The 15,115-nt window shown below is 44.9% G+C and carries 12 protein-coding genes; 4 read left to right on the plus strand and 8 right to left on the minus strand.

Annotated features, from left to right (window positions below):
• Nucleotides 1-107: 107 nt before the first annotated feature.
• The 6 genes from O3C43_07965 to O3C43_07990 form a co-directional block, all read right to left on the minus strand.
• Nucleotides 108-500: a YraN family protein gene (locus tag O3C43_07965; protein MDA1066423.1), complete on the minus strand. Its 393-nt coding sequence runs from the start codon at nucleotides 498-500 to the stop codon at nucleotides 108-110.
• 3 nt (nucleotides 501-503) lie between these two features.
• Nucleotides 504-923 (minus strand): YccF domain-containing protein, encoded by a 420-nt coding sequence (locus O3C43_07970; GenBank protein ID MDA1066424.1) that lies wholly within the window; start codon nucleotides 921-923, stop codon nucleotides 504-506.
• Nucleotides 924-1,298, minus strand: a complete 375-nt coding sequence (locus O3C43_07975; GenBank protein MDA1066425.1) for an energy transducer TonB — start codon at nucleotides 1,296-1,298, stop codon at nucleotides 924-926. It lies immediately after the preceding gene.
• Nucleotides 1,299-1,339: 41 nt separating this feature from the next.
• Nucleotides 1,340-3,133 (minus strand): ankyrin repeat domain-containing protein, encoded by a 1,794-nt coding sequence (locus O3C43_07980; GenBank protein MDA1066426.1) that lies wholly within the window; start codon nucleotides 3,131-3,133, stop codon nucleotides 1,340-1,342.
• A 120-nt stretch (nucleotides 3,134-3,253) separates the two neighbouring features.
• The gene (gene smc, locus O3C43_07985; protein ID MDA1066427.1) at nucleotides 3,254-6,976 is read right to left on the minus strand and encodes a chromosome segregation protein SMC; all 3,723 of its coding nucleotides are present in this window, start codon (nucleotides 6,974-6,976) and stop codon (nucleotides 3,254-3,256) included.
• A 77-nt stretch (nucleotides 6,977-7,053) separates the two neighbouring features.
• A complete protein-coding gene (locus O3C43_07990) occupies nucleotides 7,054-8,190 on the minus strand; it encodes an LptF/LptG family permease (GenBank protein ID MDA1066428.1) in 1,137 nt (378 codons plus the stop codon).
• 106 nt (nucleotides 8,191-8,296) lie between these two features.
• Between O3C43_07990 and rlmN the strand changes: the two genes are divergently transcribed.
• Together rlmN and metF are read left to right on the plus strand one after the other, a co-directional pair.
• Entirely contained in the window at nucleotides 8,297-9,433 is a 1,137-nt protein-coding gene (gene rlmN / locus O3C43_07995; GenBank protein ID MDA1066429.1) for a 23S rRNA (adenine(2503)-C(2))-methyltransferase RlmN, read from the plus strand.
• Nucleotides 9,434-9,482: 49 nt separating this feature from the next.
• On the plus strand, nucleotides 9,483-10,364 hold the full coding sequence (gene metF, locus O3C43_08000; GenBank protein MDA1066430.1) for a methylenetetrahydrofolate reductase [NAD(P)H]: 882 nt from the start codon (nucleotides 9,483-9,485) through the stop codon (nucleotides 10,362-10,364).
• A gap of 11 nt (nucleotides 10,365-10,375) precedes the next feature.
• On the opposite strand, the gene O3C43_08005 is transcribed toward metF, so the two are convergent.
• Together O3C43_08005 and O3C43_08010 are read right to left on the minus strand one after the other, a co-directional pair.
• On the minus strand, nucleotides 10,376-10,768 hold the full coding sequence (locus tag O3C43_08005; GenBank protein MDA1066431.1) for a translation initiation factor: 393 nt from the start codon (nucleotides 10,766-10,768) through the stop codon (nucleotides 10,376-10,378).
• Nucleotides 10,769-10,794: 26 nt separating this feature from the next.
• On the minus strand, nucleotides 10,795-10,992 hold the full coding sequence (locus O3C43_08010; GenBank protein ID MDA1066432.1) for a hypothetical protein: 198 nt from the start codon (nucleotides 10,990-10,992) through the stop codon (nucleotides 10,795-10,797).
• Between the two features lie 127 nt (nucleotides 10,993-11,119).
• On the opposite strand from O3C43_08010, the gene O3C43_08015 reads away from it, so the two are divergent.
• Nucleotides 11,120-13,885 (plus strand): 2-oxoglutarate dehydrogenase E1 component, encoded by a 2,766-nt coding sequence (locus tag O3C43_08015; GenBank protein ID MDA1066433.1) that lies wholly within the window; start codon nucleotides 11,120-11,122, stop codon nucleotides 13,883-13,885.
• A 16-nt stretch (nucleotides 13,886-13,901) separates the two neighbouring features.
• Nucleotides 13,902-15,113: a 2-oxoglutarate dehydrogenase complex dihydrolipoyllysine-residue succinyltransferase gene (gene odhB, locus O3C43_08020; GenBank protein ID MDA1066434.1), complete on the plus strand. Its 1,212-nt coding sequence runs from the start codon at nucleotides 13,902-13,904 to the stop codon at nucleotides 15,111-15,113.
• Nucleotides 15,114-15,115: the final 2 nt, after the last annotated feature.

Below are 15,115 nucleotides of genomic sequence, written 5' to 3' on the forward strand. Positions count from 1 at the left end.
CGAATAAAACGAGCATAGCCAATACCAAGGCAACACCATTAGTAGAAATTTGGATGAATTTCTTTCATTAAATCTATAAGAATTTAACTTTAGGTCATTTGTCAGTTTTACCAATCGATATTTGAAAAATGAAATATCTCCCAATTTTTCTCAGGAGAATGGTTCACTTCAACAACATCCAAACGATAAGTAATCGGTGTCCGTTTTAGAGTTCGCATGTAAGCTTGAGCTGCCCGTTTTAACGCACGTTTCTTTCGATTATCCACGGAGTAATAGCCAGGGACCAATCCTCCAGCACGTCGCGTTTTAACTTCAACAAAAACCAGGATTTCGGACTCGTAAGCAATCAAATCTACCTCGTCTCTACCGCTTCTCCAATTTCGCTCACAGATCTTAAAACCCTTCTCCCGGATTAAAAACTTCTCGGCGGCGAGCTCCCCTACTTGCCCGGTGGCACCAGAGTTTCCTCCAAATAATTTCTTTAGTTTATCGAGCATCATAGCTCATAGCTTCCGGGTACCTACGTTATTTATCACAACAATCTCCTTTCCGATTGGAAACAAAGCCAATCCGGCAATTTTGAGATGCTGAATCCCAAAAGGGATGCCAATTATGGTTACGAAGAGAAGCAAAGCGGTAGTCAAATGTCCGATTGCCAACCAAAGGCCCCCTAACACAAACCAAATTACATTTCCTACGGCACCCAATGTCCCAGTACCAATATCTTTTTCGCCACGAGATATACGGCGATCCACAAATCCTCGACCAAATGGCCACAATACAAACACACCGATTGTAAAACAGGCCCGCCCCCATGGAATGCCCACAATCGAAATAAACATTATCACCCCAACGATGAACCAGCCGAGTCCATTTACCGCACCGAGGAATAGAAACCAAAGAATGTTAAGTAACGTGTTCATTTAATTTCTTTCCAAATTGAACTGCATGGGGGCTCGAACGCGAGTATAGACTGGGTTACCGTTTTTGATGCCAGGCTTGAACTTCCAACGCTTAACCGAATCAACAGCTGGTTGATTAAACCCTCTATTTGTTGAAGACTCGACTTCGACATCTCTGACATTTCCTTTTGGATCTACAGTAAACACAACAGAAACACTTCCCTGAATTCTACTGGATTTTAATATCGGCGGATATTGAGGGACGTAGGTTTTAGTAGCTACAGGAGCTTCATCTACTTCCACAATCTCAAATACCTTTACACCGTAGTCATCCGACTTGAGCATCAAAGAAATCGAAACGTTATAAGCTGTGTTTGGTTGGTCCGTATTATTCATTTCGATACGCCACTTGCGAATACTTTCCCTTAAAAAGAGACTCAAATCCCAAGGAAGTTTTTCGCGGAATTTCGGAAACCGAACCCTTCCAACCGGGTCGACCACGAGATCCCAGGTACAGATCCAGTAAAACTAAAATCGGCGGTTAGACACTGGTCCAAAGATATTTCAACAACTTCAGGAATATCGAAAGCCAGAGCATAGTCCATCACCTGCATAGCCAAGTTTTGATCCAATGCACAATTTGCACCGTATTGAATAAAAGACTTAATACTTTCTCTCTCATCCTGGATAACAGCCATCCATACTGGCGCCGGACCCTTTTGTGGTTTAAGATTCGGATCAGCATTCAAAGCGAGGAGTTCATGAACAGAACTGGATTTTTTGGCCAACACCGCCGTATAGAGGGGTGTCATTCCTCGACCATCCTTCACATTGATACTTATGCCCGCATCTACCAAGAGTCTGATAATTCTGGGTAATCCTTCATTCGCAGCAAAGTGTAGCAGCGTTTCTGAGTTAGATCCGAAAGTAGTTTCAAGGTCTGCTCCTTTATCGATCAAAAACTGAACAAGATCTGGATTGCCGGAGCGCACCGCCAGCCTGACAGCGTTGAAATCCTTATGCTTGGAATTGATGAGTTTAACAAGATCTTCGTCCAGTTCAAACAGTGCCTTTACCAGTTCCAGGCTCCCCATTGAACAATTGTTCTGCAAGGGATGAAACAGATTTATGACCTCAATATCCGTCACCCCAGTTTCAATCTTAAAATCCCGATCACCGATCTTGTCCATAAGCAGCTGATAGATTTTCGGCCTTCCTGCTACCAAGGACCTGAAGGCAGCATTCCCCCACTCGCCCTTAAATGTTAAACATTTAGAGTCATCCGTCAAAAAGTCCACAATCTCGACATGACCCAAATGGACGGCATCGAGAAAAGGCGTCTGAGCTTCGCTAAGCTTACGAATAGAACTATGTCCCAAATCGCTAAGGAATTTTACGGAATCAATCTTTCCCCCAAATATTGCGTAACGAATTACAGAGTTATAGTCCTTCTCCTTAATGTTATGAGCTCCCACTCTCTCCAAATACTTCAACACACTCATGTTTCCGTACAATGCCGCTCCATGCATCAAAGAGAGATTATCCCCTATTCTTAATTTCAACAATTGTTTTTTAGGAAGGCCGAGTTTACCGAAGTCCTCATCCGATCCGATACATGCCAGGCGATACAGATAATCTGCATTCATTGTGAAATTCTTCCGTCCGGGAATAGGCTCGAACGTATCCATATTTAAAAGACATATAAACGGATGCCCGCCCAAGTCCTCCTCGTCTACTCTAAAATTCTTAAAGGAGTGATTTATCGAAAAGCTGGAGACAGGTCTATTCGTATGAAAAAGCCTGACAGAGCTAATACGGCTTTTACTTCTCCAACCTAACACGACCAGCGTAGATTGGAATTGATCATCCTCCCAATAAAATGACAAAGGGGATTCCTCAGAATGCAAAAACTGTCGAGGAAACTCGTCTCTTTCCAAGCGGATAAGGTAACGGCCAGAAGCATCACTATCCTTATATGAAACGATATCGCGGGAAAGCTCGTATGTTTTAGGAAAATGACAGTTATCCCAAAAAGAATCATTGAGAATTTCCAGTCCCCACATCCCATCCAATGGAAGATATTTCTTCGTACCATCTACGATTGAAAACGGCCTCGCCAGGTCGAAACCATCGACCGAGTAGGTTACCTCATCATACTTGTAAGTGAGCTTAGCAGACCCAAATATTCCTGGCACCAACACTAAGAAAAATGCACATGCGAGGTATTTCATTGAGAGAACCGTCGTTCTAATAAGAAGACGCAAAAACAATAAAAATACAAACGAGTAAAGGCAAACCTAGATTATAACCAGCGGATAATCCGCTCCTCAAAGTTGATTATCCAGAAACCTTTACGCATCCACAGTTGCCAGTTCCACTTCCTCAGCCGAACCTGCATCGCGGTTGAAACGCATCGAAATCACCTTACTAACTCCGCGTTCCTGCATGGTAACACCGTAAATGGTATCAGCACTCGAAATAGTACGTTTATTGTGAGTGATGATCAGGAACTGAGAGTGCTTGGTAAATTGGCGCAATATATCCACGAAACGTCCGATATTCGCTTCATCCAACGGCGCGTCCAATTCGTCCAATAGGCAGAATGGACTTGGTTTTACCATGTAAATCGCGAAGAGAAGGGCGACAGCTGTCATGGTTCTTTGCCCCCCTGACAGTAAGGAAATTGACTTCAATCGAGTGCCGGGAGGTTGTGCAATAATTTCGATTCCAGATTCGAGAGGGTCCTCAGCATCCTGAAGAGTTAAATCGGCTTTTCCGCCACCAAACAATTTATCAAAGGTAAAAATGAAGTTCTCACGCACCTGCATGAAGGTTTCTTTAAACTGAGCCAGCGACGTTTGATTAATGTCGTCGATCGCGGCGAGAAGTTGGTCCTTCGAATTCCATAGATCCTCGCTCTGCGTTTTCAGAAAATCATGACGTTCGCGTAATTCAGCATACTCTTCGATAGCTACCAGATTGACTGGACCCATTGAATGAAGCTTTTTGCGAAGCACTTTCACTTCTTCCACTATTGGAGCCCAATCAGGCTCTTCTAAATTTTCCAGGTCTAGATCAGTAGGCTCTTTAATCTGAGGCATATCTTCCGGATCGGGAGCTTCCGCATCCTCATCTTCGAGGTCCAAAGATAATTTTTCGACTAGTTTTTGATTTGCGATACAATACTCGCGGCGCCAATTGATCTCTGCCAATTCAATATCATACTCACGCATGATTTCTTCCGAAAGATAACGCATTTGGGACTTCTTTTCGGCCAGAATGATCGCCTCCTTATTGAGGGATGCTTCATAGGAGTGAAGCTCTTTGCGGTCTTCAGCCAGACTCACCTCCTTTTCAGAAATTTCTTTTTCCTGAGCCATCAACTGCTCACGCAACTCGTTGCTTGCAGCCTGGGCTGTTTGTAACTCAGCCGATAGTTCAGTTGCCAAGACATTTTGCTCCTCTATCTGTTGAGTCAGCTCATCAACTTGGTTACTTAGAAAACTTTTTTCATCATTGCGCTGAAGCCGAATACTTTCGATTTCAACTAACTGATCCTTCATCTCCTGAAGGCTTCTCTCAAGACTTTGCAGTTGCTGCTTCTTTGCAGCCAATTCGACTCGAACCTCAGAAAGCGCTTCCCGTTTTTGTTCACGCTCGTCCCGGAGTTCACGAAGCAATTCTTCCGATCGATCAACGCCCGAACGTTTTTCATCGATGGCTCTTTCAGCCCCCTCAAGCTTGTTTCTCGAAGTATTGAGATTCTCTGACGATCGAGATCGATCAGTCTCAATTTCCAAAATATTTTTTTCCAGAAGCGTCAAGCGGTCGCGGCTTTTTCCCAAAGACGCTTCTGCCGTGCGTTTTTCAGATTCAAGAACAGATTCTTCACGGTGGATTTCTTGTTTTCGGGTTTTAAGCAATTCAATCGCTTCCTTCACCTTTTCAAGTTTTTCATCGATCCCCCGGGCAGATGCACGCTTTCCTTCCAATCCAGTTTCGTGCTCACCGATCTTGGTTTTTAGATCACGAATCTGGTTCACTCGCTCAAGTATACTATCTGGTTCATTTTTGCTATGGCCACCAACGAACCATCCTCGACGGTCGACCAAATCACCCGATCTCGAAGCGATTCGAGAAAAAGCAAACTCGGGGGTTGCCTTCCAAAATGCCAAAAACGCCTCGACGTCTTCACAGATGTAACACCCTGCCAGCACGCGCTCCAATGCCTGAGAAGTGCGAAACTCTTTGGAATCGACCACCGAATCAGCCCTTATAAGAAATTCCGGTACGTCGATGGTTTCACCGACTTTTAGTGGTTCTACAGGAAATTGAAGACAAGCTTTCCCAAGCTTCCGGATCTCAAGCTGTTTTATCACTGATTGGGCGATTTCTGCGGAATCGACAAGTAATGCATCCAAAGAAGCACCCAACAGCGCTTCGACAGCTCGGGTATCCTTGGAAGACACTTCTATATTCTTGGCCAGGAGACTAAATTCACGCGTATCTACAACCGCATCGATCCTGCCCTGTAACACGGCCTTTGCCCCTTCGCTGAATCCTTCAAATTTTTTATTCAGGTCATTGAGCACATTGAGGTGAGCAGCCATACGCGCCAATTGCCGATCCATGTCTTGAATCTCAACTTGCAAATTCCGGAAACTACCCAGCAAACCCTCAGAAGATTTTACCTCTATTTCAAGCTGCGCATTTACTTCGGTTTTTTCAGACTCGAGAATCAGAGATCGACTATCGTGATCCAGAAGTTGTTTTTCAAATACGCTGGTTTCATCTCTGAGCCGATGCACGTCCTCTTTCAGTGAAGACTGTTTTACTTCGTAAGTCTTGAGGGCAACCTCGAGGTGAGAAACTTCAGTCCTTAACCGTGCGATTGAGACTTCGTTTTCACCAATCAAACGTCGTTCATTCAACAGGTTGGCTTCGGCGGTAGCGATTCGCGTCTGAACCTCGCTAAGTTCATCCGTTTTGGATTGGTAAACTTCATCGGAATTACCAACGAGATCCAACTGCTGCTGGCGAACCTCTACATCACCCTGCGATCGATTTTGTACCTCCTCGAAACGGCGAACCAGATTTTCCAGTTCCACATCTATTTGTTCAAGCCGATGGGTGACATCCTCGATTCTTGATTGTGCAAATTTTGACTGATTGTCCGCCTGATCTTTCTTGGATCGCAGATCAAAAATACCCTGTTGAGAGACTTCCAAATTTGAATATAGGTTCGTTCTCAATTCTCTTTTTCCCTCAAGCCCAAGTTCTTTAGTGCTTACGGACTTCCTCAGCGTTTCCACCTTACCCGTAAATTCCTTACTATGCTGACTTGCCGAATTAAGACTGGCTTGAATTTCGGAAAACTCATGACTGCTTAACGAAAGATCCAAGTGCTTGAGCCTGTGAGAAACACGTTTATAGCGAAGCGCTTTACTTGCTTGTCTACGCAATGAGCCGATTTGCCTGGAAACTTCCTCAATAACATCAGTAACCCGAGCCAGGTTGGCGTCCACATGAGAAAGCTTATTGAGCGCTTCTTTCCGTTGGGCCTTGTATCGTGTGATACCCGCCGCCTCTTCAAAAATGGTACGGCGCTCGGACGGGTTTGAGGAAAGAATCTGGTCAATCTGGCCCTGGACCATGAAGGAATATGACACCTGTCCTACCCCAGTATCCATAAACAGTTTGCCGATGTCTTTTAGACGACACGATTTACCATTTATGTAATAATTGCTGGCACCGTCACGAACGACGCTACGCTTGATTTCAACCTCGTGAAATCCTGCGCCTAGCTGTTCTTCGCAGTCAGAGAAAATTAGACTTACTTCACAAAGGGAGTGAGGTTTTCGCTTATCTGTCCCCTCAAAAATGACGTCCTGCATCTTTCCACCACGCAACGCCTTAGCACTCTGCTCGCCTAAAACCCACCGAATGCAGTCGGCAATATTACTCTTGCCGCACCCATTCGGGCCAACGATAGCGGTTACTCCAGGTTCCAGCGATAGTTGGGTATAATCGGCGAAACTCTTGAATCCGTTGATCCTGACTTCCTTCAGATACATGGATAAAAGTGGGGTAGATTTGTAATGGCTTGGCGATTCAGCAACCCTTAATTTCAGGAATCTACAACATCAATAAATTACCTACTGGTTACCCGACCAAATAAGTAAAACCCAATGGCCTGAAAACTTATATTTGGTATCCATATGAGCAAATCAGGACGCAGCGACGGATTTTTTTCCACCCATCCGACGATGATAATCGCCAGGTAGTAAATAAACGCCATTCCCAACGCCAGCATGATGTTAGCGTAGCTTTCGCTGCGCCCCACTTTGATCCCCAGAGGAATAGCCAAAAAGGTTAAGGACAGGACCGAGTAGGCCATCGCAAAATTGTGCTGAACTTGAGACTGAACGCGAATAACCTGTTCCCGTTTTTCCTGAGGATCCAAATTTGAATCAGTTAAAGTCTTCGCACGCTCTTCCAGAAGATCATTAAAATTGAGTGAGGAAAGCGTTTTGCTATAGGTTGATTTTCCAAGAAATCCGGCTAGAGGGAGCTTAATCCTACCTTTGTCGAAATTAATCGCTATGACCGGTTTATCCAAGCCGTCCGGGTCTTTTTGATCTCTGTTTTCGGCGTACCCATCAAAGACGGTAAGAATTAACGCCTCCTGTTCTGCGTCGAAACTGAATATGCCTCGCTGGGCCCGGACAAACTGGTGGACATTCCGATTATCATCCAACTGCCAAATCCAAAAATCTCTCAACTCTGAATCCGTCTCTTCATTTATATAGATAACCCGGCCAGGAAATTCGCGAATGAATGTTTTGGCGACAATCAGTTTCAGCGGATCCTGGCTAATCGTATTAACCATCTGAGTTCTGTAGGCGGCCTTCGAATTGGGTGCAAAGTAGTGATTGACCATGACAGAACCAGCAACACCCAACACTGCGATAGCCAAAATGGGAGCTGAAATGCGCCATATACTCAATCCTGCACAACGCATAGCGGTGATTTCATTGTGAGCCGACAACTTGCCAAGAACGAGTAGGACACCAGTCAACATTCCCAAAGGCAATGCGTACGAAGCAACAAACGGCACCAATGTGGCCAACATCCCAAGGAATTGGTACCAATCAAGATATCCAATACTGAGCAAAGGAACCACATCCTTAACTGCTCTGGCCATAAGCAAAATCAAGGTGAACAATCCAACCGACATCACACAGGCGAATAATACCTTGCGGAAAATATATAAATTAAGCGTTTTCACCCTATCTTGTTGCGATCATTACGGTACAGTACAAACAAACACCAGACTGCTTCAACTTGACAATGCCAAATCTCCACAGTTTCCAATTCATCATTTTTAACAAGCGATGAAGTACCAACCTGATAAAAAGCTCATCTACGGGGAATCCCTGGAAGAATTGGAACAGTTTGCGAAGGAATGTGGACAGCCCAAATTCCGTGCCAAGCAATTGACAGAATGGCTCTACAAAAGTCGCGTTAGAACCTGGGCCGAAATGACCAACTTGCCAGGGAATTGGAGAGCAAAGTTGGTCGATACCTACATTTTAGAGCCAGTCAAACCACTCTTTAATTCAGAGTCCAAGGATGTTACGAATAAGTTATTAATGCAACTCGGAGACGACTCGTTCATCGAGACAGTTCTAATCCGCGCGCCCATGAAGGGAATTGGCCAAAAGGAGTCGAGAATCACGGTATGTATTTCAACACAAGTCGGCTGTGCTTACGGCTGCAAATTCTGCGCCTCAGGCCTTATGGGTTGGAAACGAGATTTACTTCCAGGAGAGATCGTGGCCCAGCTATTGCAAGTTTGCCATATGGAGGATGGGCGCACGCCAAGAGCAAAACCAGAAATACCCTCCTTCGATAACATTGTTGTTATGGGTATGGGCGAACCGTTGGCCAACTATGACAATCTCATGAAAGCCATACGCATCATAAACGCTGATTGGGGCCTCAAATTTGGTGCACGCAGAATTACTGTTTCAACGTCGGGCTTGGTGCCGCAGATAAAAATGCTATCGGAAGAAGACGTCCAATTTCGTCTGGCTATCAGCCTCCATGGAGCGACGAATAAAGTGCGGACAGAGATCATGCCGATAAATCGCAAATATCCTCTTGAGGAGCTGATTCCCGCGGCCAAGGCCTTTGCTGTGAAACACGGACGCATGCTCACTCTGGAATATATTCTGATTGAAGATGTCAATGATTCGCTGGATGAAGCCAGGGAGCTGGTGAAAATAGCGAAAAATCTTCATGCCCACGTAAATTTGATTCCTTATAATCGCGTCGAAGGGCTCGCATGGAAACGGCCCAATGTTTTGAGACAGGACACCTTCGCCAACGTCCTTAAAAAGGCCGAAATCTCACATACGGTCCGGCGCGAGAAAGGACACGATATTGATGCAGCCTGCGGACAATTGAGATTAAAGGAGGAAGCCCCGGATCAGCCAGATGGTGTTCGCTTTGATTTTGCAGAAAACTGAGGAATATGAACTTTACATATCAACATATCAGGATACGTTGATACATAATATGAATAGCCAGGCAATCTCCTCGCTCCTGCAATCGGGCAAGCCTATCAAGTCTCTTGAGTTTTTTCCTCCAAAGACTGAAGAGGACACACGTCGACTATTCCTGGCAGCCACCCGATTGAAAGAGTTTGGTCCTGATTTTGTATCTGTAACCTATGGAGCCGGAGGTTCTACAAGAAAACTTACACAGGGGATTACCGCGCGCCTTCAAAACGAATTGGGTTGGCTAATGATGCCCCACCTCACTTGTGTTGGCTCAACAAAGGAGGAGTTAAAGGACATTATTCAGAGTTTTTATGATGAGGGATTTCGCAACATCATGACATTGCGAGGCGACCCACCCAAGGGAGAGGACAAGTTTGTAGCGACCAAAGATGGATTCCGATACGCAAGCGATTTGGTGGCCTTCATCAAAACAAATTTTCCCGATATTTGTATGGGGGTAGCTGGATATCCAGAAAAACACCCAGAAGCACCTTCGTTGGATGAAGACCTTAAGCATCTGAAGTTTAAGATCGATCAAGGCGCGGATTTCATAACGACACAGCTCTTTTACGACAATCAACGGTATTTTGAATTCGTAAAGAAACTCAAGGACCTAGGGATCGAAAAGCCGGTTCTACCAGGTATATTGCCGGTTTTAAATGTCGACCAGGTAAAGCGCTTTAGCATCACGTTACCCGAACCATTATATCAGCGACTCAAGAAAACAGGCGAAGACAAGGAAACCCAACGTGAGATAGGTGTGGATTGGGCTGTCGAACAGATTTCCGAATTACTTGATAATGGAGCGCCTGGCTTTCATCTATACGTCATGAATATGAGCAAGTCAGCCTTGAGTATCCTCGAAGGCCTGAAAGCCAGAGGCTATTTTCAAGAATAACAGGGACCCTATTACCCACCTGCAAGAACGACCTTAAACCCTGCTTCTTCCAGGATACGCTGAACATTTTCACGATTATCCCCCTGGACTTCCATCGTAGGCCCTTTCAAAGCTCCACCAACGCCGCAAGAGGTTTTCAATTGTTTCAGAATGTGTTCCCGTTCCCGCAGCTCGATATGCTGCATGCCATAAACTACGGTCACTGTCTTACCTCCACGACCGGATTTCTCGCGTTTAACGTCCAATCGACCCCGAGATTTCTTTTTTTCAATTGAAGAAGAATTCGAAATCACCGGACTGCTCGCGGGCAAAGATTTAAGCCCCTCTATCGAAAGAGCAGCAAATGGATTGTTTTCGAATGTATCTTCGCCTGAGACTGATAACCGTTCTTTTTTCTTTCCCATGTCAAATTTAAGAACCGTTATTCCGCTTATCCTTCAATAAACACCAGTGCTTTTTGGTAACTACGCTTATCCAAATAATGCTTTAGATGTCCATTAATCTCAGAGCCTCGCTCTTTATTCAACGAATCAAGAGCCAGGGTCGCTTTAAGGACTCCTTCTGAATCAGCTTCGGCTGTGGCTACTAAAAGATCTCTAATAAGGGCTGAAATTTCTTCTTCGATCATTACTTCTTATTATCTGGTGCGGTTATTAATAAATTGAATCTTATATACAAAAAAAATCTATCGGTGAGCTTGCAGAGTCTATTTGGCCTGAATACCTTTCAACCTTTTTTATTCTTAGAACTACTAAATGAAAAATCTCACGTTTGCAACTCAGTGGAATGCGAAGCTTATAGACCAATACTACGAAGACTGGGTCGAAGACCCCGCGTCCGTAGATTCTCACTGGCAAGCCTTCTTTGAAGGTTTTCAATTAGGCGAGTCGCGGGAAGCGAAACACATTAAGGAAGATGGCAGTCCCGGTTGGTTGGAGAAAGCAGCCAAACAAACCAGAGTAGATAGCCTTATCTATGCTTATCGTTCATTGGGTCACACCATAGCCAAAATTGATCCTCTGGGCCTACACAACCTGGTTCAACCCCGTTTGGAACTGGAGAATTTTAACTTATCCGAAGACGACCTCGAAGATACTTTCCAAACGGGACACCTCATTCATGAGCAATCGATGAAGTTGAAGAACATCATCGACCTATTAAAATGCATTTATTGTGGTTCGATTGGTGTCGAGTATGTGCATATTCAGGAAACCGAAGTTCGCCGGTGGATTCAGAATCGAATCGAGCCATCTCTAAACACTCCGCATTTTTCAGCAGAGAAAAAAAATCGTATTCTTACGAAAGTATTGGAAGCTGAGAGCTTTGAACGCTTTCTCCACACCAGGTACCTGGGGCAAAAACGCTTTTCGCTGGAAGGAGCTGAAACATTGATAGCGGCATTGGATGGGATCGTCCAACATTCACCCGTTGTCGGCGTCGAAGAAATAGTGATCGGCATGGCCCACCGAGGTCGCCTCAATGTATTAACGAATATTCTTCGCAAGTCGTACGAGTTTATTTTTGAGGAATTTTCCGAAAACTATATCGCCAATACCATTTTTGGAGATGGTGATGTAAAGTACCACCTCGGATTTCATTCCATGGTAACGACCCAAGCGGGTCCCCAGATTGAAATGCAAATCGCTGCAAACCCAAGTCACTTGGAAGCAGTTAATCCAGTTGTTCAAGGGAAGACGAGAGCAAGGCAACGGATCAGAGGAGATCTGGAACGCAAGAAGGTCTTACCCATTCTTATACACGGGGATGCGGCCTTCGCCGGCCAGGGGATCGTTGCAGAAACTCTAAACTTTTCGCAAGTCCAGGGTTATCGTACGGGAGGAACGATTCATATCATCGTTAATAATCAAATTGGGTTCACCACCCTGCCCCACGATTCTCGATCAAGCGCTTATGCAACAGACGTGGCCAAGATGATTGAAGCTCCGATTTTCCACGTGAATGGAGACGACCCTTCATCCGTCGTTATGGTTGTGGAACTAGCACTGGAATTTCGCCAAATTTTCCAACGAGACGTTGTGGTTGACATGTATTGTTACCGGAAACACGGCCATAATGAAACGGATGAACCAGCATTTACTCAACCAACGCTCTACAAAGAGATTAGCACCCACAAAAGCATTTCCCAGATAATGATCGAACAATTGGTCGCTGAAAAAACCTTATCAGAAAAAGAGGCGGCCCAGATTGAATCCAAGTTTCAGGAAACCTTGGAATCCGCGTTCAAATCTGTGAAACGCAATCGGGAAATCTCGGAAGAGAATCCGGAGAGTGCCGCTGAGTTTGAAGCTCTGAAGAATGAAAGAAAACGATTGAAGGAAACAGGAACCTATTACTCTTTCAACCCGGTTCCAACTTCAGTAAAAAAAGACCTCCTTCAAAAAGTAGTACACGGATTAACAACTGTTCCGGAGAGTTTTAATGTGAATCCCAAGATTAAACGTCTCATTGAAGGTCGCCGAAAAGCTTGGGATGAAAAGCTGAATATTGATTGGGCCTATGCTGAATCACTCGCTTTCGGTACGCTTCTGGTGGAAAATACTCCGGTACGCTTAAGTGGTCAGGATTCAAGAAGAGGAACCTTTAGCCAACGTCATTCTGTTTTCTACGATGTGCGAGATCGCGAACGCTTTATACCTCTCAAAAACCTGGATAAAGACCAAGCGCAATTCTGCGTTTACAATTCAACTCTTTCTGAAGCCGCTATTCTTGGTTTCGACTACGGGTACTCACAGGATTTCCCTCAAATGCTATGTCTGTGGGAAGCGCAATTCGGAGATTTTGTTAACGGCGCTCAAGTAATTATCGACCAATTCATCACTGCCAGCGAATCAAAGTGGCAAAGGGTATCCGGTATTGTGATGCTACTACCGCATGGCTACGAAGGCCAAGGTCCTGAACACTCGTCAGCGAGACTTGAACGCTTTTTGCAAGCTTGTGCTGAGAATAATATCCAGGTGTGCAACCTTTCAACACCTGCCCAATATTTCCATGTTCTCCGGAGACAAATGCGTCGGGAATTTCAAAAGCCATTAGTTATTATGGCCCCAAAAAGTATGCTTCGGAACAAGGATGCGGTATCCACATTTTCAGAATTGGAAGAGGCCGTCTTCGAGGAGATTCTCGACGACGCAGCCGCCCCAAAATCGCCAAAGAGAATCATACTGTGTTCAGGTAAAATTTATTGGGATCTCTATAATTACCGGATTGATCATAATATCGAAGACACAGCGATAATTCGAATCGAACAACTGTATCCACTTCACAAAGACCGGTTGATTGAATTGGCGAAGAAATACCAGTCCGCTGAAACAATAGTCTGGTGCCAGGAAGAACCTCAGAACATGGGTGCCTACACTTTTATTGAACCCAGACTTGAACTTATATTTGAAAAGAAAATCTCTTATTCAGGACGAAGCAGTGGAGCGAGCACAGCGGTAGGTTCACTTGCATTACACAAATTTGAGCAAAGCGAACTCATCGAAAAGGCATTCAATCTTTAAGGATCGGAAATTTATTATGGCAATTGAAGTTAAAGTCCCTCCTGTAGGAGAATCTATCAGCAGCGGAATATTGGCTGTCTGGCACGTTAAAGATGGCGACCAGGTTAAACGCGACCAAGTAATTTTTGAACTGGAAACAGACAAGATTACCTCTGAAGGATTGGCTGAAGTTGCGGGAAAAATTACGCTGAAAGTAGCCGAAGGCGACGACGTCAATATTGGTCAGGTGGTTGCGACTATTGAGGAATCAGCTGTAACAACGGAAGAAAAAGTCGACGAGGTTGAAGAATCCAAAACAGAAGATTCTACCACCGAGGAAGATTCATCTGAATCCATCGCTGAAAGTGAAATTAAACCAGTGTCACCAGCGGTCCGCCGGATCGCGACCGAAACGGGAACCGATCCGCAGGATGTCGAAGGAACAGGTAAAGCAGGTCGAGTAACCAAAGGAGACATGTTAAAGGCAATTGAACCTAAGCCTGCTACTGAGTCGCCAAGCCAATCAACTACACCATCTGCCAACAGCGGTGAACGAACAACCCGCAAAAAGATGTCTGGCATACGTAGAAAGATTGCAGACCGGTTAGTTCAGGCACAGCAGGCGTCTGCAATACTTACCACTTTTAACGAAGTTGATATGAGCGCGGTTATGAATCTGCGCAAACAACATCAGGAAAAGTTTGTGGCGAAGTATGGTCATAAACTGGGCTTCATGTCTTTTTTCGTGAAGGCAGTCGTGAAGGCACTGAAAGAAGTACCAGGAATCAATGCACAAATCGACGATCAGGAAATCGTAACCAATCATTATTACGATATCGGAATCGCAGTGGGGACTGATAAAGGGCTCGTCGTTCCTGTGGTAAGGGATTGCGATCAAAAGTCCTATGCAGAAATTGAGGGCGATATCCTCGGCTACGCCGGTAAAGCACGAAGCGGAAAATTATCCATCGATGATCTCCAAGGTGGTGTATTCACAATCACCAACGGAGGTATTTATGGTTCGATGTTATCAACGCCAATTCTTAATTCACCGCAAAGCGGCATCCTCGGGATGCACACCATCCAAGATCGACCCATGGCGGTCAATGGCGAGGTCGTTATTCGACCAATGATGTATCTGGCGCTTTCTTATGACCACCGAATCGTAGACGGCAAAGAGGCGGTAACATTCCTCGTGAAGGTGAAAGAAGCCATCGAAGACCCAACCCGTTTATTGTTCGAAGTTTAATT

Source organism: Verrucomicrobiota bacterium, assembly GCA_027622555.1.
Classification (GTDB): domain Bacteria; phylum Verrucomicrobiota; class Verrucomicrobiia; order Opitutales; family UBA2995; genus UBA2995.